This is a genomic window from Paenibacillus sp. NPDC055715 (assembly GCF_053617595.1).
This window is the reverse complement of record NZ_JBSHGA010000004.1, coordinates 282,570-303,877: the sequence shown is the minus strand read 5'-3', so window position 1 is coordinate 303,877 and position 21,308 is coordinate 282,570. Positions and strand designations below refer to the sequence as shown.

26 protein-coding genes and 3 pseudogenes are annotated in these 21,308 nt (G+C 40.1%); 25 read left to right on the top strand and 4 right to left on the bottom strand.

The annotated features are described in order from the left end of the window. Nucleotides 1-85: 85 nt before the first annotated feature. The 7 genes and pseudogenes from spoIVB to ACWGOO_RS09985 all read left to right on the top strand — a co-directional run bounded on the left by spoIVB (nt 86) and on the right by ACWGOO_RS09985 (nt 5,817). Nucleotides 86-1,249 carry a SpoIVB peptidase gene (gene spoIVB, locus ACWGOO_RS10015; RefSeq protein ID WP_452482944.1) on the top strand — a complete coding sequence of 388 codons (1,164 nt, stop codon included), beginning with the start codon at nt 86-88 and terminating at the stop codon, nt 1,247-1,249. A gap of 217 nt (nt 1,250-1,466) precedes the next feature. Further along, complete coding sequence (gene spo0A, locus ACWGOO_RS10010) at nt 1,467-2,270, top strand: sporulation transcription factor Spo0A (protein ID WP_134913747.1); 804 nt, start codon at nt 1,467-1,469, stop codon at nt 2,268-2,270. A gap of 161 nt (nt 2,271-2,431) precedes the next feature. Continuing rightward, the gene (locus tag ACWGOO_RS10005; RefSeq protein ID WP_452482941.1) at nt 2,432-3,409 is read left to right on the top strand and encodes a tyrosine-type recombinase/integrase; all 978 of its coding nucleotides are present in this window, start codon (nt 2,432-2,434) and stop codon (nt 3,407-3,409) included. 129 nt (nt 3,410-3,538) lie between these two features. Continuing rightward, nucleotides 3,539-3,718: pseudogene (locus ACWGOO_RS10000) on the top strand (magnesium chelatase domain-containing protein); the annotation flags it as partial. Nucleotides 3,719-4,182: 464 nt separating this feature from the next. Continuing rightward, nucleotides 4,183-4,485 (top strand): excalibur calcium-binding domain-containing protein, encoded by a 303-nt coding sequence (locus ACWGOO_RS09995; protein WP_452482940.1) that lies wholly within the window; start codon nt 4,183-4,185, stop codon nt 4,483-4,485. A gap of 703 nt (nt 4,486-5,188) precedes the next feature. Further along, complete coding sequence (locus tag ACWGOO_RS09990) at nt 5,189-5,452, top strand: hypothetical protein (protein ID WP_452482938.1); 264 nt, start codon at nt 5,189-5,191, stop codon at nt 5,450-5,452. Nucleotides 5,453-5,622: 170 nt separating this feature from the next. Continuing rightward, the gene (locus ACWGOO_RS09985) at nt 5,623-5,817 is read left to right on the top strand and encodes a hypothetical protein (RefSeq protein ID WP_274484679.1); all 195 of its coding nucleotides are present in this window, start codon (nt 5,623-5,625) and stop codon (nt 5,815-5,817) included. 189 nt (nt 5,818-6,006) lie between these two features. Here the strand turns inward: ACWGOO_RS09985 and ACWGOO_RS09980 are convergent, their stop codons facing one another. Next, complete coding sequence (locus ACWGOO_RS09980) at nt 6,007-6,225, bottom strand: helix-turn-helix domain-containing protein (protein WP_053325237.1); 219 nt, start codon at nt 6,223-6,225, stop codon at nt 6,007-6,009. Nucleotides 6,226-6,374: 149 nt separating this feature from the next. On the opposite strand from ACWGOO_RS09980, the gene ACWGOO_RS09975 reads away from it, so the two are divergent. The 18 genes and pseudogenes from ACWGOO_RS09975 (at nt 6,375) to ACWGOO_RS09890 (ending at nt 18,354) form a co-directional block, all read left to right on the top strand. Further along, nucleotides 6,375-7,022, top strand: coding sequence for a hypothetical protein (locus ACWGOO_RS09975; protein WP_452482936.1), 648 nt, complete (start codon nt 6,375-6,377; stop codon nt 7,020-7,022). Nucleotides 7,023-7,067: 45 nt separating this feature from the next. Beyond that, complete coding sequence (locus ACWGOO_RS09970) at nt 7,068-7,514, top strand: hypothetical protein (protein WP_452482934.1); 447 nt, start codon at nt 7,068-7,070, stop codon at nt 7,512-7,514. 104 nt (nt 7,515-7,618) lie between these two features. Then, nucleotides 7,619-7,903 carry a hypothetical protein gene (locus ACWGOO_RS09965; protein WP_452482932.1) on the top strand — a complete coding sequence of 95 codons (285 nt, stop codon included), beginning with the start codon at nt 7,619-7,621 and terminating at the stop codon, nt 7,901-7,903. A 1,057-nt stretch (nt 7,904-8,960) separates the two neighbouring features. Next, nucleotides 8,961-9,596, top strand: a complete 636-nt coding sequence (locus ACWGOO_RS09960) for a restriction endonuclease (RefSeq protein WP_452482930.1) — start codon at nt 8,961-8,963, stop codon at nt 9,594-9,596. Between the two features lie 15 nt (nt 9,597-9,611). Then, nucleotides 9,612-9,953 carry a type II toxin-antitoxin system HicB family antitoxin gene (locus ACWGOO_RS09955; RefSeq protein ID WP_452482928.1) on the top strand — a complete coding sequence of 114 codons (342 nt, stop codon included), beginning with the start codon at nt 9,612-9,614 and terminating at the stop codon, nt 9,951-9,953. 26 nt (nt 9,954-9,979) lie between these two features. Then, nucleotides 9,980-10,276 (top strand): hypothetical protein, encoded by a 297-nt coding sequence (locus ACWGOO_RS09950; RefSeq protein WP_452482926.1) that lies wholly within the window; start codon nt 9,980-9,982, stop codon nt 10,274-10,276. A gap of 29 nt (nt 10,277-10,305) precedes the next feature. Continuing rightward, nucleotides 10,306-10,437 carry a hypothetical protein gene (locus ACWGOO_RS09945; RefSeq protein WP_452482924.1) on the top strand — a complete coding sequence of 44 codons (132 nt, stop codon included), beginning with the start codon at nt 10,306-10,308 and terminating at the stop codon, nt 10,435-10,437. A 114-nt stretch (nt 10,438-10,551) separates the two neighbouring features. Next, nucleotides 10,552-11,018 (top strand): annotated as a pseudogene (locus ACWGOO_RS09940) (hypothetical protein). A gap of 942 nt (nt 11,019-11,960) precedes the next feature. Next, nucleotides 11,961-12,638, top strand: a complete 678-nt coding sequence (locus tag ACWGOO_RS09935) for a Crp/Fnr family transcriptional regulator (RefSeq protein WP_452482922.1) — start codon at nt 11,961-11,963, stop codon at nt 12,636-12,638. Between the two features lie 59 nt (nt 12,639-12,697). Further along, the gene (locus ACWGOO_RS09930) at nt 12,698-12,895 is read left to right on the top strand and encodes a YgaP family membrane protein (RefSeq protein WP_142613176.1); all 198 of its coding nucleotides are present in this window, start codon (nt 12,698-12,700) and stop codon (nt 12,893-12,895) included. 16 nt (nt 12,896-12,911) lie between these two features. Continuing rightward, a complete protein-coding gene (locus ACWGOO_RS09925) occupies nt 12,912-13,292 on the top strand; it encodes a carboxymuconolactone decarboxylase family protein (protein ID WP_063208301.1) in 381 nt (126 codons plus the stop codon). A gap of 388 nt (nt 13,293-13,680) precedes the next feature. Next, entirely contained in the window at nt 13,681-14,391 is a 711-nt protein-coding gene (locus ACWGOO_RS09920; protein WP_452483011.1) for an alpha/beta hydrolase, read from the top strand. Between the two features lie 5 nt (nt 14,392-14,396). Beyond that, on the top strand, nt 14,397-14,825 hold the full coding sequence (locus ACWGOO_RS09915; protein ID WP_452482919.1) for a DUF3102 domain-containing protein: 429 nt from the start codon (nt 14,397-14,399) through the stop codon (nt 14,823-14,825). A gap of 846 nt (nt 14,826-15,671) precedes the next feature. Continuing rightward, complete coding sequence (locus tag ACWGOO_RS09910; RefSeq protein ID WP_452483009.1) at nt 15,672-16,526, top strand: tyrosine-type recombinase/integrase; 855 nt, start codon at nt 15,672-15,674, stop codon at nt 16,524-16,526. 443 nt (nt 16,527-16,969) lie between these two features. Next, nucleotides 16,970-17,116 carry a hypothetical protein gene (locus ACWGOO_RS09905; protein ID WP_452482917.1) on the top strand — a complete coding sequence of 49 codons (147 nt, stop codon included), beginning with the start codon at nt 16,970-16,972 and terminating at the stop codon, nt 17,114-17,116. A gap of 1 nt (nt 17,117) precedes the next feature. Further along, nucleotides 17,118-17,306 (top strand): hypothetical protein, encoded by a 189-nt coding sequence (locus tag ACWGOO_RS09900; protein ID WP_452482915.1) that lies wholly within the window; start codon nt 17,118-17,120, stop codon nt 17,304-17,306. 157 nt (nt 17,307-17,463) lie between these two features. Next, on the top strand, nt 17,464-18,069 hold the full coding sequence (locus ACWGOO_RS09895) for a hypothetical protein (RefSeq protein ID WP_452482913.1): 606 nt from the start codon (nt 17,464-17,466) through the stop codon (nt 18,067-18,069). Nucleotides 18,070-18,159: 90 nt separating this feature from the next. Further along, nucleotides 18,160-18,354 carry a hypothetical protein gene (locus tag ACWGOO_RS09890; RefSeq protein WP_452482911.1) on the top strand — a complete coding sequence of 65 codons (195 nt, stop codon included), beginning with the start codon at nt 18,160-18,162 and terminating at the stop codon, nt 18,352-18,354. A 55-nt stretch (nt 18,355-18,409) separates the two neighbouring features. On the opposite strand, the gene ACWGOO_RS09885 is transcribed toward ACWGOO_RS09890, so the two are convergent. From ACWGOO_RS09885 to ACWGOO_RS09875, 3 genes and pseudogenes are all read right to left on the bottom strand, one after another. Continuing rightward, nucleotides 18,410-18,808 carry a hypothetical protein gene (locus tag ACWGOO_RS09885; protein ID WP_452482909.1) on the bottom strand — a complete coding sequence of 133 codons (399 nt, stop codon included), beginning with the start codon at nt 18,806-18,808 and terminating at the stop codon, nt 18,410-18,412. 237 nt (nt 18,809-19,045) lie between these two features. Next, nucleotides 19,046-19,957: a tyrosine-type recombinase/integrase gene (locus ACWGOO_RS09880; protein WP_452482907.1), complete on the bottom strand. Its 912-nt coding sequence runs from the start codon at nt 19,955-19,957 to the stop codon at nt 19,046-19,048. Nucleotides 19,958-20,287: 330 nt separating this feature from the next. Next, nucleotides 20,288-20,878: pseudogene (locus tag ACWGOO_RS09875) on the bottom strand (SDR family oxidoreductase); the annotation flags it as partial. Between the last annotated feature and the right edge of the window lie 430 nt (nt 20,879-21,308).

Below are 21,308 nucleotides of genomic sequence, written 5' to 3'. Positions count from 1 at the left end.
CTGGGGGCAAGGTTACCTTATAGGTACGCATTTGGCGACCACCTTTACTCGTCAAGCGAAAGAAGCAAAGGGAGCGTGACAGCCATTGAATTTTTACTCCAGGATCAAATTGCTCGGTCTTTTGCTTGTTTTTCTTATTTGTTGTATCGGTAATGCCAAGTCTGTACATGCAGCGCTGCCTCCACAAGCATCTCTGGGATTATTCGGTTCCCATGCAGCGAAGACGGCTCAAGAGAGCGTGATTCCCGACTTGAAGGTGTATCCAGGGGGTCAGACGATCGGGGTCAAAGTAAAATCTTCAGGGGTGCTTGTTGTTGGTCATCATGTTATTCAGGAAAGTATGGACCGCAAGGTGTCACCTGGAGAGGCAGCTGGGATTCGTCTTGGTGACCGGATCACCCATATGAATGGCAAATCGCTGGATAGCCTGACAAGGGTAGCGGAGGCTGTAGAGAAAGCAGGCAAGAACAAAAAGCCGCTCGATATCACACTTTGCCGAGGAGAGCAGACAATTTCCACCAAGCTGACACCAGCTTATGATCGCGATGACAAAGCATGGCGGCTTGGGCTGTTTATTAGGGACTCGGCTGCGGGTGTAGGTACCTTGACCTTTTATGCACCGGATCAGGGGGTATACGGGGCCTTGGGGCACGTGATCACCGACATGAATACCCAGACCCCCATTGTTGTGGGGAGCGGGGAAATAGTGCAATCCAATGTGACGTCAATTGCGAAAAGTCAAAGTGGTGAACCTGGAGAAAAACGAGCACATTTTCTCAAGGATCATCGGGTGTTAGGTAATATTGAACGAAACACGAACTTCGGAATTTTTGGGAAGATGTCAGATGAGCCGCAATATGGTTTATATTCCAAGCCGATTCCTGTGGCACTTGCGAATGAAGTAAAGGAAGGACCCGCAGAAATTTTGACTGTATTGGAAGGTCAGCAGATTCAACGGTTTCAGGCAGAGGTCGTACACATTTCTCAACAAGGTAAACCGGCAACCAAAGGACTTGTTATTCGTATCGTAGATCCAAAGCTGCTGGATAAGACCGGGGGAATTGTACAAGGGATGAGCGGAAGCCCAATTATTCAGAACGGCAAGCTCATCGGGGCTGTGACGCATGTATTTGTTAACGATCCGAAATCAGGCTACGGCTGCTTTATCGAATGGATGCTGCGCGATGCAGGAATCATGCAGAATAACGTAAGCTTGAAATCATCATCCTCAAATCTTAAGGCGAGCTAGTGAGCCTTAAGATTTTTTTGTCGAAAGGCCATGAATAAGCTCGTAATTTTAAGTTAAATAATTAATTATAATGGAAATAATAAAATAAATAAATAAAAATAATTTTCGACAGAAGGAATTCATAATTCGATGTCGAAATCATATACTCCGACAAGAAATATTTATTTGCTGTAAACTGATATCCCAACTGAATAAAACTCAATAAGGAGGAAGCACATTGCAAAAAATTGAGGTATTGTTGGCTGATGACAACCGGGAATTTACGAATCTGCTTGCCGAATATATTTCCGATCAGGAGGATATGGAAGTTACAGGAATCGCCTATAATGGTGAAGAAGTACTCCAACACATCGCAGAATCCCGAAACGTACCTGATGTACTTATTTTAGATATAATCATGCCTCATCTGGATGGTCTCGGCGTATTGGAGCGCTTGAGAGAAATGAACCTGTCTCCACAGCCGAAAATCATTATGCTGACTGCATTCGGTCAAGAAAATATTACGCAAAGGGCCGTACAGCTCGGGGCATCTTATTATATTTTGAAGCCGTTTGACATGGAAGTGCTTGCCAACCGCGTTCGTCAATTGGTGGGGCCACAATTAGTCAGCAGCAGCCCGGTGACCATTTCTTCCATGCGTTCTAATGTGGTGCCAATGGGTAAAACGAAAAATCTGGATGCCAGTATTACGGCCATTATCCATGAAATCGGTGTGCCAGCTCACATTAAGGGCTACCAATATTTACGCGAAGCCATTACCATGGTGTACAATAATATCGAAATTTTGGGTGCCATCACCAAAACGCTATATCCGGCAATCGCCGAAAAATTCAAAACGACGGCATCCCGCGTGGAACGCGCCATTCGTCATGCTATCGAGGTAGCATGGACACGTGGCAATATCGACAGTATCTCTCACCTATTTGGATATACGATTAATATCTCCAAATCCAAGCCCACCAACTCTGAGTTCATCGCGATGGTTGCAGATAAGCTGCGGATTGAGAATAAGGTGTCGTAAACGTAGACGTGGTAAGTCTTGAGCCTGAAGGTGAAGCCAACCAATTCTTCATTTTGCTGTGAAGGTTTGGCAGTGAAAACCAATAATATATTTACGAGTATATGTATGAATCCATCAATTGATTGGTCAATTAATTTGGCAAATCAGGAGGTGGATTTTTTATGTTTTCGGAGATTACATTCCAAATTGAGAATTTTATGCTGTATTGTACAAGCCGTAATCTTGCAAAAAGAACATTAGCCAGCTACGAGCAAACACTAAAATTATTTGCAGTGTATCTGGAACGAGAACATCAGACTACAGATTTTAAAGAGGTGGGAAGCAGACATATCCGAATGTACGTAAAGTATGTGCAAGATAGGGGGAAATACTCGGTTGTTTCGAGAGAGGAATCAAGAAACTCAAATCATCCTGAGTTAAGAGGTGATTATAATAAGCCTGTATCAGCAACGACAATTGCAAATTACGTTCGGAATATCAAAGTGTTTTTTAATTGGTTTCATACTATTGAGAGGGAGATACAAAAAAATCCAGTTGGACAAATAGCACTTCCAAAAGTTGAGAGAAAGCAAAAGCACACATTAAGTGAATCGGAGATTGTTTTAATTTTACGACAATTCGATACTACAAAGTTCCATGGTTATCGCAATTGGATGATCTTCCGTCTGCTACTCGATACTGGAATGCGAATTAATGAATGTGTAAATCTGGAACCGAAACACATTGACTTTAATAAACGAGCAATCCTTATAGTCAAACCCAAAAATAAGCAGCAAAGATTCGTTTACTTTTCATCAAAATTGAGTATGGAGCTGAAAAATTGGCTGAAACATCGTGATCGCTATAAAGAGTCGCAATGGTTATTTCCCACAACCAAGGGTACTCAGTTGGATGTACGAAACTATGAATATGCGCTAAGACAAGCTGGTAAGACTATTGGGTTAAATGTACATCCTCATCAGTTAAGGAATAATTATGCGAAGTACTATATTTTGGCAGGTGGTGATTGGTTTACTTTGAGTCGTATCTTAGGTCATGCTTCTGTGGAGACTACGCAAAAAGCATACCTCGACTTCACCGATGATGAGGTGAGAGGAAAAGCTCAACTGCATAGTCCACTGAATACACTTAAAATTTAACAAGAGTGGGGAAGTAGGAAGTGAATTTTAACAATATCGCCGCCAAATACGAGGAACTTGTCTTAATAGAGGAACAACAAGCAAAAGTATGTGAGGACATGATAGGACACTGCATACAGGATGCTGTAACCAGTGGGGGAAAGGACGTTGTTTATTGGCGAGCTGGCGTTGGATGGTAGCATTCGTCCTGTGAACGGGGTGCTGTCCATGGTGGATCTGGCAAAGTGGGAAGGGTTCCATTTGGTGCTGCTTCCTGAGGAAAATGCGGGGGAGGCACGTTTGATCAAAATTCTTATGATATACATTATCACGTAGTTGTGAGAGTTGTTTTACATACGTGATAATGTTGCATAATATCCTTCTTATGGGATACGTTATCACGTTTGTAAAACTGTTTCATAACAAATCTAATTAAAGGAGTTATACACACATGGGAAAAATGATTGTACGATATAGCATTCTTCGTAACAATGGCGTTGGAAAGTTATTCTAGAGAAAAGAACGGCAACTGTGGATTGTGAAATGACCTTAGAAGATTACGAATATCAGCAGGAGAGAATAGTAAGTGAGATAAGCTCAAAGGAGAACGTTAAGCCAACACAGGTGAGAGTTACGGGGATTTTGAGACTTTCCTATTCATAACGTGAATAGCAACCTTAGAACGAATGTGAGAGCTTATCAGGGGATGATGGGAGATGGATGTCTGCTATCGTTTTTAATATATTTTTCGATAAACTTAATTTTTTGTGGTATAGACGGAGGAATAAATAAAATTGAAAGAAACAATCTCTGTAATTGTAGGGCTGATTTCAATATTTTTATTTTGGTATGGTATCTATCTATTTATCACTAACAGTAAAGACAGAAGATATTATGGTTTAGCTTATGTTCTAATTTCTGTGTTTGCAATATATATACTTACTTCAATTGATAAGAGGGAGGGGAACGATGAAGGGAGCACGTATTATAACAATTGTACTGAGGCTAGGCTTGCAGGAGTGACCCCCATTTATCGAGGTGAAAGCGGTTATAGAAGTTCATTGGATCGTGACGATGATGGAATAGCATGCGAATGATTATTCGGAAAAAATACGTAATGCACCAAATAAAACACCAATTTTACCATCCAGTTGCCCCCATATTGACGGTGACTGGATTTTTTTTATCCAATTCTCAATATGCACTTTTTTTGTGCAGATTGATAGATACCTTGATATTGGGAAGCTTCTACGAAAATTTCGGGGAACCTTATTGATGGCCTAAACTTAACTTAGGGCATTGTTGTCATTACTAGTACTTAAACAATTTCAGTATTAGGCTACTAAGTTAAGCATAGTACGTTTAAATGGTAGGATTTCTCTACATTTCTGTGTGTGATTGCAAACAAAATGGGTGTCATCAAGTGTCTCCCCCAAGGAAATATCATTTTGTAATGTCGTTACTGTGTAGATGTCACCAAGTGACACGATTCCTCCTCCGCGAAAACGCGGAAAACTCATTCACGAATGAGAACGCAAAATTGCGCTGTCTTCTTTTATTCGTCGCTGACAGAATTGTTCAATGTAACGTTTTCGTTACAACTTGATGTCCGGTGACAATAAAGTTGTAGACTGGTCACTGGTACTAAGCTAACGGGCAGGATAGTTATAAATATGTTAAAATAAGGGTGAATAAAATCAGAGGTGATTTAATGTTCAATCCGAAGGTCTTCTTCTATTAGTTGTGTCTAAGGCCATGGCTTCAAATGCCAAAATCTAACCCGGCACAACGGGGATGAAGATGTTTATACGGGAAGAGATTCAATCCTGGGAAGAAGAGAAACAACGTAGTCTGGAAATCAACAATAAGCCCAAAGATCCAAGAAAAGAGAAGCTTAAGGATTTCCGTAAAGGAATCAAGAGTGTTCATTACAACAAAGAATGTAAAGTAGCAAGAAAAGATGATTATCGTCTGTATAGAACAAAAATGAAACGACTGATGCGTAGTGAGAAATACGAGCTACTACACAGTTACAAACGAACAAGTGGTTGGATTACTTGGTAAATGAGGTAGCCCTTGGATGAACTCATCCTATTGTTGAAGTGACTAGCAGTAGGGCAGTTCATGAGGGGCTGCTTTTTTTTATTGAAGTAACGGCAGGTTAGAGCCAATACGTGGTATTATTTAGAAGGAATCGATTCGAGAACAATTGCTGGGACAAGGAGCGTTGTAACATGAAGCTGATCAAAAATTTCGCGTTAGTCGTTGTGAGTCTTATTAGCGATTTGTGGCTTGGGTTAGGAATCAAGCCGGAGGTTTATGATAACCGAAGCAGTGTGAAAACTAAAGCCGGTTATATTTTATTTGTTTTGATGGCGGCATCAATTGCAATAACAACTGTTGCATGGGTAAGTTCTCGGATTTATTAAATCAGTTGGTCTTTACACTAACGGGATAAGTTAGTTTAATAAAACAGCAGCATTTTAGGATTTTATTCTCTTCGGACACTTGATTCATTCAACGTAAAATTGCGTTCGATCAGGATACACAAACAAGCCTAGCTGATTAGTCTAGGCTCTTTACTATGTCTATGTAGTTAAATTTAATGAAATGTAGGTTTATTCTTTTGTTTCTTCGAACTGCATTAATACAGATATGTCTTTAATGTTTAAGGCGTTAGCTATTTTTTCAAGGTTATTAATATTCAGTTCCTGAAATTTGTTATTGCACAAATTAGATATCTTTGATTGTGGGACTCCTGAAATATCTTCAAGTTTCTTTTGCGTAATTCCTCGCTCTTTCAGAACTTCCTTTAACTTAATTTTAAACTTTAACATGCAAATGTCCTCCATAAATGAATTGACATTATCACGACATCGTGATAATTTAATTATACCGATATCGTGATATTTATATCTGATATCACAGTACTTTCTTAGGCACCTTTATCACCATTCTACCAATATCTCAAGGAGGAAGATACCCAATGACCCAAAAAGCCAATAAGCAAGCCATCATCGACATTATACGCATGAATCAAGTTTGGGAATCAGAAGAAGACACCGAAAAAGAACTACACTATTACCATATCACCGATGCTCTCAACCGCAAATGGCAAACGATTGGCCTGAATGTCTCAGACGCTATCCAAGTATTCGAGCATGGCAATGACGACAATTGGACTCGTATTATCGAACCAGCCCCGTACAATCCTGACCTGTCCACCAATGACCTAATCAATATGCTCAATATCAGCCCTAAAGCTTGTCGTATCCGTAATGATATGCAAATCATCTTGAACACCGTTGAACGCCGCAATGAATATGTAAGTCGTATCGTTAATGTAAATCGTGAAAGTAGATTTCTTTTACTCCACCAAATGAAGGACGAATATTTACAATACGATCAACTTACAGATGAACAGTTCATTCAATTGTACGCTGTGAATCCTGTGGAAGCTCTGACCATGTATTTCTTACAGTCCATTGATATCATCGCATATTGGGAATGGGCTAACGCTAACGGTACTGCTGAGAAGGCTATACAGTACAAACGTGAGGAACCTTTGTTGCCGTTTATTCAGGCTATCGAACGTGCTGAAGATGAAGCGAGAGGGATTGTTTCAGGCTTCTAATGTGTCACGTGACACTACTATAAAACGAATGGAGAAGATACATATATGAAAATTACATTGAACAACCAAGAGGTAGTCAGTTTGACCACTACTCAAATTCCTTATCACGCTGACCTGACAATTGAAAAGCTCTGCTACTTTCTTGATATCAAGCCTACAGCCATTATCCTTATCGACCTAATGAAGTTCCATCTGAACACTGTTGAACGCATGAATCAATTTGCTGATCGGATGCTGTACGAAGACTCTCCATTATCGCTGCTCACCAAGATGAGGAAAGAAGACGTTGACTCATATAGCCATACTGACAAAGCAACTTTTGTATGCGACTATTATCGGGATAAGAAATCTGCATTTAAACGATTGTTTCAAGAGCCAGCACATGAATGGAAAATGAACAAATACAAAACCGATGATCCTGAACTTATCTATGATACATACGTTAAACTAGGGAAATACAGTCACATGACGGAAGTCTCATTATTCATCTAATCCAATACATAGCAGGACAGACAACTTCATATTTCATTATAGGGTATATCTGTCCTGTTAAATCATATAACAACGTGATAATAACATTTATGAGGTGTTCAAGTATGAGTGATAATTTACATCAATCAGCATATGAAAAATTCATAAAAGAACATAATGGAGCAGCTATGTTACTTGTTTACATGTTCCAAGTTGCCAGCAAATACGAAGGAGAAAGGTTTAATCCGCTCGTTGATGTGATTGACAAGAACAAGCCTAGTAATAGTCCTGAACTTGATTTGCTCGAAAGTTTGATTTCTGAATCATTCAAGTTTGCTGTCAGACAAGCAATTATTGATTTAATTATTGAAGAACGAGAAGAAGAAGTTGAGATACTTAGAACAATGTAAAAATGGCAATTTTATTCCCCTGCGTGGGGGAGAAGTAACACTGTACTGGAACAAGCAACATTGTATTAGACTTGTGCATCTATTAACAATAAATTAATGTTTTCTTTCAAAGGAAAACGTAAAAGGAGATTGACAATGATTAAATACACCATCGTACCACTAAACAATATAATTCTGTACACTCTTGAAAAGATGATTAATCATATACCACCAGCAATTCACAACACTGTTCTAATGACCGCAATAACCAATAAATTATTCGCCCTGTCTGAAGTGTTGAGTCCATTATGTGACAAGGAGATTAACGTATGACATTTGATAGTGAACAATGGTCGAACAATGCATGTCTCGGCTACGTTGCGCTTGCATGTGAGAATCTAGGGCTAGATAAGAAACAAATAAAAAAGATTGTGTTGAGAACATATACAATGTTTGATCGTGTGAGTATAGAGGAAGCGAAGAACCACTATAATACGTCTGATTACTGATTAATCTATAGGAAATAAAATGTTTGGACGTTGAGTAAAGGGATTGGAAGGGTAGAGATGATCGGTGTTTGAATCATTGATTAGAATAAGCGAAATAGCGTCAAAGTGACAATACATTTAAGGAGTGATAACCATGTACAAAAACGGACGGTTAATCAATGGTAAACTGTATCTCAAAACAATAGCTGGTAACTGGATCAGTCTTCGATTTTTGGCTCAGGCCGACAGAAAGGCTATGTAACATGAATTTGGATTGGTTGGATTAATGTATAGACGGTTGGTTAAAGAAGGGGCAGGGAAGGCTGTAGGGCTTGAGAGAAGGATAGAGATTAGGAAGCAGCTAACAGTTATTCGACGTGTAAAGAGGAAGCTGAAACAAGAGGGAATGTGCATATAGAGTCAAGGAGGGTTAAACTTAGCCCCCCTTTGATATGTAACTAAGCGCCTAGCGATAGGCGTTTTTTGTTACTAATTTACTATACTTATCCAAAACCTATGGGAAATTGTCCCTACCTGTTGTATTATAAGGAAGTGTGAAAAAGAGCTAGAGCAGCTAAGGAGGAGCATTGTTGTCTATATTTGTGATAGTGTGTGTCGTTGCTGTATTGATTGCTTTGGTGCTGCTACGCTTATTTAAGAAGCCTAGAGTTCAGGAACCATATAAGGTAACGCAGGATATTGACCCTTACAACATTGGCATTAACGAGATAGACCGTATGGAGGATGGTAAGGACTTTGAAATGTATCTGTTCAGGCTGTTCCTGTGTTTAGGCTATAGTGATGCGTATAAAACGCAAGACAGTAGAGATTTTGGAACAGATTTGGTATTTACGGATAGAGAAGGCTACCGCAATGTCATTCAGGCTAAACGGTATGCAATAAGCAATCCTGTTGGTTTGAGCGCAGTTCAGGAAGTGTATAGCTCGATGCGATTTTATAGAGCTAAGAAGTCCATTGTCATCACTTCAAGCAAATACACAATTTCGTGTGAACAGTTAGCCAGTTATAATGGAGTGAAGTTGCTGGATCGCAACGATTTAATTAAAATGATTGAGCTATTCAAAGCGCAGCAACATAGCAAGGTAAAGGATATTATTGAAGCTGAGCCTTACTTGAGTCTGGATTCATGGGACGATTATAAGGATAATGGTAAGATTGTAAAGAAGGATCGTAAGGCTGAGAAACTTGTTGTTTCAGGTAAGTAGGCTTCAAGTAAAACGATGATTTTATCACAAGAGAGGTTTAAATGGACAATTAAGTACATGATTACTATAAAGAAATGGTCTGATGATATTGATGGAACATATTTTGTAGCAAAGGTTCCTGAACTTAAGGGATGCATGTCAGATGGAGATACAATCAAAGAAGCATTGGTCAATGTTAGGGAAGCAATATCGGGTTATTTAGAAGTTCTGATCGAGTCGGGCGACACTATCCCTAAACCACAAAATGATAAGGAAATTGTTCAGCTATTAGGCGAGTATACAAAAGAAGAAATTACAGAGTGTTATCAGGCAGTAGACAAGTTACGTTGCATTATAGATCAATTAAATAAAATGTAAGTTTCCCAAAATGGGGAGTTGCTATAGTGGGAAAAATTGAACCCAACATAGGAATTGGAACGATTAAACTTGGTATGAGTAAAACTGAAGTGGAAGATTGCCTTCAAGCGTACACTAATAAATTCTGTAATTCGCTTCATGATGGTGATTATTTCCAATATGCTTTCAAGGTTGAATATGATCCAAATGGTAGAGTTAATTTTATCGAAGCTGCTTCACATATCAAGGATGATTTTCATTGTATGCTTAATGGAATTGATGTATTTAATACTAAAGCAGAAGAATTGATTAAGGTAGTTGATATAGACAACACCCAGAATTAGGCTGGATGTATTCCTTTCCGAAATTAGGATTGAAATTTTGGAGATCAAGTATTTTTAATGAAAAAGATACATTAGAAGATTGGTTCAAGGAAATGCCTCCTGAAAACCAAGAGGAGGAATTGCGTTTTCAGTTTTTTGAGACGGTGAGCCTTTCTTCTTAATTGTTTCTTTGACACAATCGTAAAATTGACTAAATGAAAGGGCGTGGGCAAACACGTCTTTTTTGTTTTCTATTTATAGTACTATAAGGTATCAAAGAAGGAGCAGTATTATATATGAATCTAAACCAGTTACACACTATGACCTATACGCTAAACAGCGGTATTAAAGGGACTGTTAACCTATCCACCAAGCAAATACAGGACTGGATAGAGTCTTATCGTGTAGGAAGTAATATGTAACAACAGTAGGCAAAGAGCATTTTGGATTGAACCCTGAGCTTGTTGCAGATTTTAAAGTACATAATGAATTTTCTGAGCAAAGGGAACATGTAGCACAGCAGCCAACAGTAGCAAGCAAGGCCAGTGAACAGTTGGCAGACGCATACAACCAGCACAAGGTATTAATTCAGGTGGAATGTAAATGTGGAGCTTCCTACGTAGAAGAGTCAGCGTACAAGAGGAGTAAGTGGGGCTGTAAAGAATGTGGTGATAATGTATTTCTAGATAGCAAGAAGGGTATGGTTGATACAGTGAAGGGTAAAGCTTGGTATATGACCAACAGGTACTTTGTTGAGAGGTGAACATTTAACATAGCGTTAAACTCAGTGATATCAAGGGTTATGACATAATGTAGAGCCTGAGTTCCAGCTTCAGCTATTCTCATATTAACAGTTACGGGTAAGATACTCACGCAAAGCCCAGACACAGCGATAGGTGTTACCATAGATAAAATGGTCGGTATTGAATTTGATGATAGAGAGTGCAATCATGTAATTCTTGGGTGCTAACATCCTCCTGTGGGGCTATTTGCGGTTTGGTTTTTCTTACCATTGTAATATCATATGGTATAGCACTCAATTAAAAATTTTGGAATCGGGTGAAAGTATGGTACTGACAGACAAGACATGTGGAGTGCGTGGTGTTGATGAAATTAAGGTGTAGCCAAGCAATAAACTTTTGACATTCAAAATAAACATCTGACACTGACAGGGTAAATGATTGAGGAAAACGGGAAAACCAACAACCTCAAGTTTTCCCCTGTTTTTATTCCAATTCTTTATTCTCAAAATAATAATGTTTTGGTTGAAAAAATTGTTATGAAGAGTACGGCTTTAGCACTAAAGAAGAGAATACGAAAAGTTCATTATGGAAAGTTGTTTATACTTGAAAACGATGAAAATTGAGCGAAAAGGAATGGATGAAAATAAAGGATACGCTAGTTCTGTATATTTTAACCTTAGCTTATAGGCTGGAATGTGATGATGGTCACTAAACAGAGGTTGAAAATGGAAAAACATCTGCTAATCCTGTATTGTTGTAATTGCCACATCCTTGTTGTCAATAATACGTAATCCATACATGTGAAGTCGGTTGCTTTGCTGAAACGAGTAAGGTGAGATGTTTAACAAGAAGCATCGATGCCTAGTCCCTTTCTGCAATGACGGAAGGGTTTTTGTTTTTTAAATGGAATCTATCGTTTTTGCATATGTTTAAAAACAAACTATTAGGAGGTTTTGCTTTGCATGGATCCTGAGAAGTTCGCTAACATTGTATCCAAATTCCCCTGCTTCTCCGTAGTTCCTCTCGAAAAGTGGCAAAATACAGGGGCTTCCATCATAAGTCTTTCCGCCCAACCGGTTCTGGAGGAGGGACACATTTTCGAACATGCCTCTTTCGTGTTACGGGGGAGTGTGCGCATCTACAAAATAAGCCCGTCTGGGAAAGAATTGACACTGTATCGGGTGAAAAGTGGCGAAGTTTGCGTCATTATGATGGCCAGCATTCTAGGTGAAACAGGGTACGAAGCGTTAGCGGAAACGGAAGAAGAAACGGAATTTCTCGTACTTCCCGTCGCCTTGTTTAAACACTGGATGGATACATATAAAGAGCTAAACCAATTCATTTACCGTATGTTCATTAAAAGAATGATTTCGGTTACTAGTCTTATTGAAGATATTACGTTCCTTCCTATGGACCGCAGAGTGGCGGAACTGTTACTACGGAAAACGAATACCAATACCAATTCAGAAGCACCCCTGTATGCTACCCATGAGGCATTGTCTTTGGAATTAGGCACAGCAAGGGAAGTAGTAAGCAGGGTACTGAAGGAATTTGAGAGGCTTGGATGGATTCAATTGGGACGAGGTAAAATTTATTTGCTTCAGCGCTTCGAGCTTGAACAGTTGGCTCAAGTAAAGTGATTATGTCACAGAAGCAAAGCGTTTTTATCCCTTAAAATGACCACAGGAGGGATGAAAACATGAAAAACGTCGGATATTTGGATCGAACTATACGATTCATAATTGGGATTGTTCTGGTATCAATGCTTGTATTTGTCGAAAGTACATGGAAATACGTAGGACTAATAGGTATTCCATTTATACTGACTAGTCTGCTAGGTACCTGCTTCGTCTATCGGATTCTTGGCGTCCGTACATGCTCTACCAAATCGTATTGAAAAGGAGGTAAATGATATGAAATCATACCTATCCCCAACTAATCTACAACGGATTCCGGAATTAATCAAATTAAGTCCCGAGACGGCCGCTTCTTATTTTCATTTCGAGCATCAAGTTTATCAAACAGCAAATACGTTACCCCAAAAGACAAAGGAATTAATTGCCGTAACAGTAGCCCACGTAACGGGATGTCCCTATTGCATCGATGTTCATGTGAAAAAGTATAAGGCTCTGGGAGGTACCATGGAAGAAATAATGGAAGCCCTTCTTGTGGCAGCATCAACACGAGCCGGTGCCATTCTCAGCCACGGAGTTAACGCTCTGATATCCTACGAAGAAGGTGAGGAAAATAAGTCTCAAAAGGGATCTAATGATGTACCTGAGTGTTTTTGCTAAGTGTAGGAATTTTCTAGAGGATGTAAACTAAACTGAACTCCTATAATGCTTTGCATAGAATTATTGCAATAATCAAATCATAAAGCCTATGATTAATAGCAGATGCTCCAAGTGTACTTGCACTAGGGGGGAAGTATCTATCTCAGTAGAAGGGAGCCTTGGTCAAGGCTCCTATTAGTTTTTATATGGGATAATTTTGTAATCACATCTTTTTGATTTGTCATTAATATTAACTCAACACAGCTCCTAAAGGTTAAAAACACATACTACTACTTTTAGGAGGATAATCATGAATTCTAACAAAATAAATTTGGAGCAGTGGAATCGCAAAGAACATTTTGAACAGGGAGACAACATACAACTGGCTGTTTTAAGCGAGGATAAAGTAATGATAAAACAAGAATTGAAAATAGAGGGTATCCCGGCAATTTTGTGGGGTGATAAATCAGATAAGATATTTATAGCTATCCACGGTAGTATGTCAAACAAGGCAGATGATGCGATCGTTATATTTGCTGAAGAAGCAACGGTACAAGGGTATCAAGTCATTAGTTTTGATTTGCCTGAACATGGTGACCGCAAAGAAGAAGCATACGCCTGTAAAGTTCAAAATTGTGTTCATGATCTTGACATAATCATGCGTTACACACAAAAGCAATCGGATGACATCAGTATCTTCGCTTGTAGCATGGGTGCGTATTTTAGTTTGCTTGCTTATAATAATTTCCCACTTAAACAATGCCTGTTTCTTTCTCCAGTGCTAGATATGGAGAGAATAATCAAAAATATGATGACATGGTTCAGTGTAAGTGAGGATAGATTAAAAGTTGAAAGAGAAATATCTACACCCATTGGACAAACACTTTATTGGGATTATTACTGCTATGTTAAATCACATCCGGTTGATACATGGAATAAGCCAACTGCCATTCTTTATGGTTCTGAAGATGACTTATGTGAATATGATGTAATATCTACATTTGCAAGCCGATTTCATTGCCAACTAAAAGTGATGAAGCATGGAAAACATTATTTTCACACCAAGGAGCAACTGCAGTTTTATAGGCAGTGGTTGAAAGAACATTTATTCGCAAATTAAGCATAATGGGAAGCAAGGAGTTTTATCTCACTGCTTCCCATTTTGCATACCATCCAGCGCTGTTTTCATCTTCTATAAGCTACAAGCAAATTGCTGGACAGTCCGTGTTTGAGATTGGAAAACGTCTGAAGCACGTAAAAGAGAATGATCTGGTGCATGGTGAGTGGTATGGATGGTTGAAGACTGTTGATATAACCCCTAGAACAGCAACGCGTATGATTCAAGCTTTCGAGCAATTCGGAAAACGGACGATGTCGTCCGATTTGGCGGTAGGTAAAATATTCGAGATGCTCTCTTTACCTGAATCCGTTGATCGTCTGGAGTTTGTTAAACAAGAGCATACCATCCCTTCGACTGGTGAAAAGAAGACGGTGGAGAAGATGACTGTGCGTGAGCTGCGTGAGGTTAAGTTGAATTTCTTCTATTATATATAATTCGTACCCTTATGTCTTTGGACATCTTGTGCTAGTGATGGCATACATATATGAATTGAGTAAGCCTATTAGGTGAAAAAGGTGAAAATAAGTCTTTCACTCCGCTCCTCCTCTTATTCCTACGATTCGATTAAGCTATGACACAAAATGTAGATAAATAAAGGATTTTCCAAATTTTAGTTGTTTCACAATTTAATTTATAAAAATCAATTAATCCCTTGATATATCAAGCTTTTTTGAACATTTTTCTCTTATTGGTACGATACGTGTTACGGTGCAAAGCAATTCTTCACAAATCCCTTTGTTTATCTTTGTTTTAGCTATTTTTTCGATACACCTCGATGTAAATATAATCAGGCACAATTTTGAACCACAATGGCTCAAAAAGCCAAATGGAATAAGTGTTTTATGATCATTTGCCTATGATTGACGATTGAGCTTCGATAAGGGTGTCGATGCGGGCTTATCCTCTATAGTACGCTCAAAGTTGAGCATCCCCTATAATGGTTGACACAGCGTCAAACCCCTTTAATACATAGCGACTTCGATATTTTCTAAGTTGATCATTGAATTGGACGCTGTCCAACTATCAACCATAAAGATATTTGAGTGCTAACCAACATGGTTAATACTGTCTTGAATTTCAAGATGGTTATTTCTGCTTACCATTTTGTCCAGCAGAACGTTGTATAGTCAATAATTTTCATTAATTCTAGTAATGCCACATAATATTAATTATGTTGCAAAGTGAATGGAATAACAGTATAATCAGACTATATAATGCAACATAATTTATATAGAATTTACTTAAACTGAATGCAACATAATTGTATGGGAGTGGTGAAGATGATCCAAGCTTTTGAGGGATACTTACGGCAAGATGAAAAAAGTCTGAATACAATTAAAAGTTACATACTTAATGTAAGTGGATTTATGAAATGGTTTGATGAAAGCAAAGGAACAGAGTTCAAGAAGCTGCATAGAGAGAATGTGAAGGATTACATTAGTTATCTCAAAACAGTGAAGAAGCTTGCACCTGTTTCCGTCAATGCTAAGATCAGCGCACTCATTAAGTTTAACGATTACCTGATTGAATCAGGAGCGCAGTCAGAAGTTGCGATTAATAAAAAGGATATGTTAAAGATTCAACGTCAATATGCTTCACTGGCTACTGTTGGACTTGCTGACGTTGAGAAGTTCAGACAATTGGTGCTGGAACATGAGTCAAAACGGAACTATGCTATCGTGTCATTACTGGCCTACTGTGGATTGCGGATCAGTGAAGCTTTAAATATTCGTATAACTGATTTCAATTTGACATCAAGAGAGTTAATTGTATCTGAAGGTAAAGGAAAGAAGACAAGAACTGTGTTTATGGGAGACAAGGCGAGGACAGCTATACAGAGTTGGATTAAAGAATGCTCAGACAAAGGCATTACAAGTGATTATCTGTTTCTAAGTAACAGAGGAGGTAAATTAGATAGAACTGTAATCAATAAGCTATTCAATAAATATTCAGCTATTGTAGGAAAGGAAATAACTCCTCATGATTTGAGGCATTTCTTCTGCTCTTATGCCTTAGAAAATGATATGTCAGTCCACGAAGTAGCGAATCAAGCTGGACATAGCAACATTCACACTACGCTTTTATATGCTAATCCTACAAAGCAAAAGATGATTGAGAAGATGAACAGACTCTAAATGTTCGTGTGTACAACACGTACACAAACAAGCCTAGATGATTATGTCTAGGTTTCTTTGGCATGTCTATTCTGACCAATATTAGCAGTTACAATAAAATAGGGGGGGTATTTTAAATCCAAATACCACCTTATTTTTACAAATAATGCTGTAGCACATCCATTTCGACACTCAGGTTATTTTTTGACTCGACACAATAGCAGATTGAAGGAAAGTTGTTGAGCTGCTTCACATGTCAATTCTAAGCTAAATCTATAGATAAATTACAAAGGAAAATGAGTATCAATGTTCAATCAGGTAACTTTGTATGGCTTGAGTAGTACCGCTATTTTCTACTATAGATTATCAGGTATAGAACAAATCGCTTGGCAGAATGATAAGCGGCTTTTAAGGCGTTGCAGGAGCGTGTAGTGGCGCTGGAGACTACGAATAAACTCGCGAAGGTGCCGGCGTGGGCGGAGCAGGCGTGTATTAACGCGAAGGCAGCCGGTCTTTTGGACACCACGAATGACGGCTCGTACGATTTCTATCGTTTGGTAGCGATACTCGACCGTGCTGGCATCTTTAAAACGAAAGGAGGTGCAGCGTAATATGAAACAACGCTTAACTAATCCGTTATTTATCACAGCCGCCGTCGGCCTCGCGTATCAAGTCCTCGAAAAATACGGAGTCGCGCCCGACTTCGGAACGTGGCAAATCGGAGTAGACATCGTTTCGTACGCGGTGATCGGGACTGGCGTGTACTCGTCGTTTAAGAAAACGGAAGAAACAGCGAAGTAATACGCATGTTCAAGGTGAACACGCCTCTATATGCGGACTCACCTACGCACTACCGCGCAAGTGAGTCCGTTTTTCTTTTTATACATAGGAAAAATATACTAGATTATAGGCTGGATACATAGTAAATATGTCTATATTAGTCGAGAGGATGTATTATATGGAGGAATTGAGTAGTTATGAAGTTGTAGAGACAAAACAGACTGCGCCACTAAACAAGCTTGCGTTAATCGCGACGATTCTGGCAGGGGTGGCGGTTATTGCGGTGATCGTGCTGTTCGTTGTGAATCACAGTTTAAAGGCGCAGGTAGCTTCGTTAAAAACGGAAAATGCAACGCTGGCGAAGTCGGTGGGTGACGTTAAAGCAGCGCAGGATACTAACGCGCAGGAAATCGCTACATATAAGTCTGTCGCTTACATGACGGAAGCGGCCCACGTTATCGAGGGTTCCGTAGTAACCGACGATTTCGTAGTAGATCGGATATACTTCAACCAAACGGGTGGGGGCGAACTTGGTAGCGTAACTATGGACGTTACTAATCAACCACCGATGGCGTTGGCGTATAAAGGAAAAGGTGCGTACACCGTCGGAGATCGCGAGTTGAGAGCAAAGGCTGACAGTCTTATCGCGGCGGCCAAAAAGTATTACGGCGACGCGCCAGGTATGCCGAAATGGACGGACTCTACAGCCGTTAGCCTATCCGTTCAAAACTACGATATTGGTAGTTACACAGACGGTGAGTTTAAGCTGGTAGGGGAGAAGTAGTAAATTTAACACTACAGTGCGTTCCTTTTTTAGTGACAGCGGTCTAGTCTGATGGTATTATTTGGGTAAACGCAAGATAGGGGGTTCGGTTTGAAAGATCAAGAATCCGCGGTGGCAGCGAGAGCAGCCGAAGAAGACGAGGACGACCCAAGTTTTTGGGACATGTTCCCGTTCGATAAGTTATACGCAAGGCTAATTTCCGGTTTCATAATCGGCGGCGTCGTGTTGTGGTTTTTGTACGGACTATTACGTTATGGCATCGTGTTCAACGTAACGATAAACTGAGCGCTTGTCTCTTCGGAGGCAGGCGCTTTTTCTTCGTTATACACTCTATGTACGTTCAAGGCCGCAGTGTACTCCGAGCGGCGTTTACTTTGCGTGTATCCAATCCGGGATATTTCCGCATTAGTATTCCGGCTTCCGCAGCTACGAACGAGTTCAGCATCATAAAGCGTCCATGGTAGCCTCGACATTGGTACAACGCAACTACCTGCATAGAATCCCGCGTCTCTTCGTACACTTTAACGCCGCGTTTTCGCATGGATGCGCGTATGTCTTTTAGTTCTGCGCTTACTGCGTTCATCGCGCGCTCGACGACCTCTACGTAGGGGCCGGGCGTGCGTAATCCGGCTGACTCCGAAAGTATTCGTTTGTCGCGTTCAAATGCGGTAAGTACCATCGGTAATAATAAGTATGTACGGACGAGTGCGTGGTCCTCTGCGGTTATCTGCGTAGTCATGTTGCGAGCCTCCGTGTTAGGAACGTGTGTTCTTATTATATCCGCATAGTTACCGTTTTGGTCCAGAGGAAAAGCCTACCAGCGATATTATCGTCAGTAGGCGCAAGTGTTAACGGAACTTCAGTTTACCGCGTTTCTTTTCGTTTCCTGCGTCGAGCAAGCTTGCGACAGGGCTCGCTTTATCGTGCTGAACACGTAAATCATTACCGGCATACTTCAGATATATTTGTGTCACGTTCAACGACTTGTGGCCGAGTGGCCGAGTATCCGAGACAGAGCGACCAGGTCGCCTCCTTCACGCAGGAACTTAATAGCGAAGTAATGACGAAATGTGTGCGGTGACACACGGGGACCGTCAACTCCGGCTCGCTTGGCGTATAGCTTCAGCATCTTCGCGAAGGAGCCTCCGAAATACCGTTCACCAAATTGCGTTAGCCACAGATGATCATCCGGTTCTACGTTTATAAAGGAAATTAAATTTTCAAGTTCCTTGGTTGTCTTTTGTGAAATGGGCGCAACCCGCGTCGTTTTTGTCTTTGAAATTTCTGCACGAACGGTTATCTGGCGTAATTTAAAATCGACGTCCGAAACTTTTAAGCTTGTCAGTTCACTTATCCGAAAACCACAATCGCAGAGAACAAGCATCAAGCAGTAATCACGAAGACCTGTGTATACACGCCGATTGGGTGCGCCCAAAAGCTTAATGACGTCCGTGTCGACGAACGTCTCAAACGTTTCCTTTTCTTCCGTTTGATAATCAACAGCGTCCATCGGGGAGTCTGTAATAATACGCTCACGCACTAGGTAATTAAAAAATACACGCATGTTTCGTATTACATTATTGACGGTGCGGGACGACAAGCCTACTTCACCGTTCGGGCTAGTCGGATGGTCGTCCCAACGTACCTTTTCGAAAGACAGATACGCTATATACTCGCGTAATAAGTCCGTCGTTATAGCGGGCTTTCCTTGCTCATCGTACCACTTCCTGAATTGGTCGAGGCTTTGTGCGTAGGTGAGTATTGTCTTGGGTGAGCGTTTCGCAATACGCTTAATTTCGAGATACTCCGCTATATGTTTCTCTAGCGGAATACTAACGGAGGGAATGCGTTTAGATACAAATGCAAATTTCGGTGTTTTGGCGGTCATTTTATACCGTCTCCTTTAGCGATAAAGTATCGCAAAAAGTTCCGATAAATAGGTGCGAAGTTTATCGCAATAGCGACGAAGGTTCACGCTAATTTACCGCACCGTTATGCGTTAAACCTACGTTTAGAGTGCGGTGACGCGGGACCAACCCTGAGTTCATCGCGATGGTTGCAGATAAGCTGCGGATTGAGAATAAGGTGTCCTGAAAGGGTTAGTTAGGGGCATTAAGCTAATAAAGGTTCGCTGAGCTAAACATTTTACGTAGTACAACAAAAAACCAGTCGACACTTTCGTGTCTGGACTGGCTTTTTTGTACTATCTCTACATCTTTTAATAAGCAGACCAGCCTGCATCTGCTGTAATAACAGTACCATTCACAAAGCTGGAATCATCTGAAGCAAGGAAGAGAGCAACCTTGGCGATCTCTCTTTCGTATCTCCAGCTCTTGAGTTCAAGTCGAAACCAACCATAGTTCTTTCCATACCGAAATCATTGGGTTGGTTAATAGACGTTCCAATATTGGTGATTACAGCACCAGGAACAATAGCGGTACAACGTACGCCTTTATTAGCATATTGGAAGCCTACATTTTAGTCAGGCCGACCACCGCATGTTTTCCGCTGTGTAGGCTGCGCCCGCTCTAGAGCCTTGCAACCCACCCAGTGAAGCCACATTAATAATGACCCCGGCACCTTTGTCAGTAAAAATAGGAAGGGCTTTCCGGATTGCACGCATAGGGCCAGTGGTGTTAATCGCAAAAATGCGTTCCCAAAGCTCATCCGTTAATACAGCAGCGGAAACAAAATTATCCATAATCCCCGCATTGTTAACTAAAATATCTAATGTTCCATACGTACTAACTGTAGTATCAATTAAATTTTGAATATTTGCTTCTTTGGAAACGTTTGCTGCAATAGCAATAGCGACTCGCCACCTTACCTTGAAGTTTCATGATGATCCCGCATGTTCAATTAAGTGGATTTTTTTGTCAAACACTTGTTTAATAAGGCATAGTTATATCCTAATTTATCATATAATCATAGTTGTTAATGAATCACAATCAGTAAATAAGCAGGAATTTGTTGCTTTTTGAGGATCTTGTAGACACGCAACAAAATAAAAAAATAACCATGCAGTGTAAGCCAGTTACCATGCTCACGCAATTTCGGGAATGATTTAGAGTGGGTAAATGAAGATTTTAAATATTCCCCGCGCTATAGGGCAAAACAATTACTGGAAATTATGAGACATACTAATCTCCATACTGTTTATAAAACAAACCAGAGTCATCTTCACTAATCATAAATATTTAAAATTTTCCTCTTAGAAGTTCTGAAAAAGTCTTTAATTT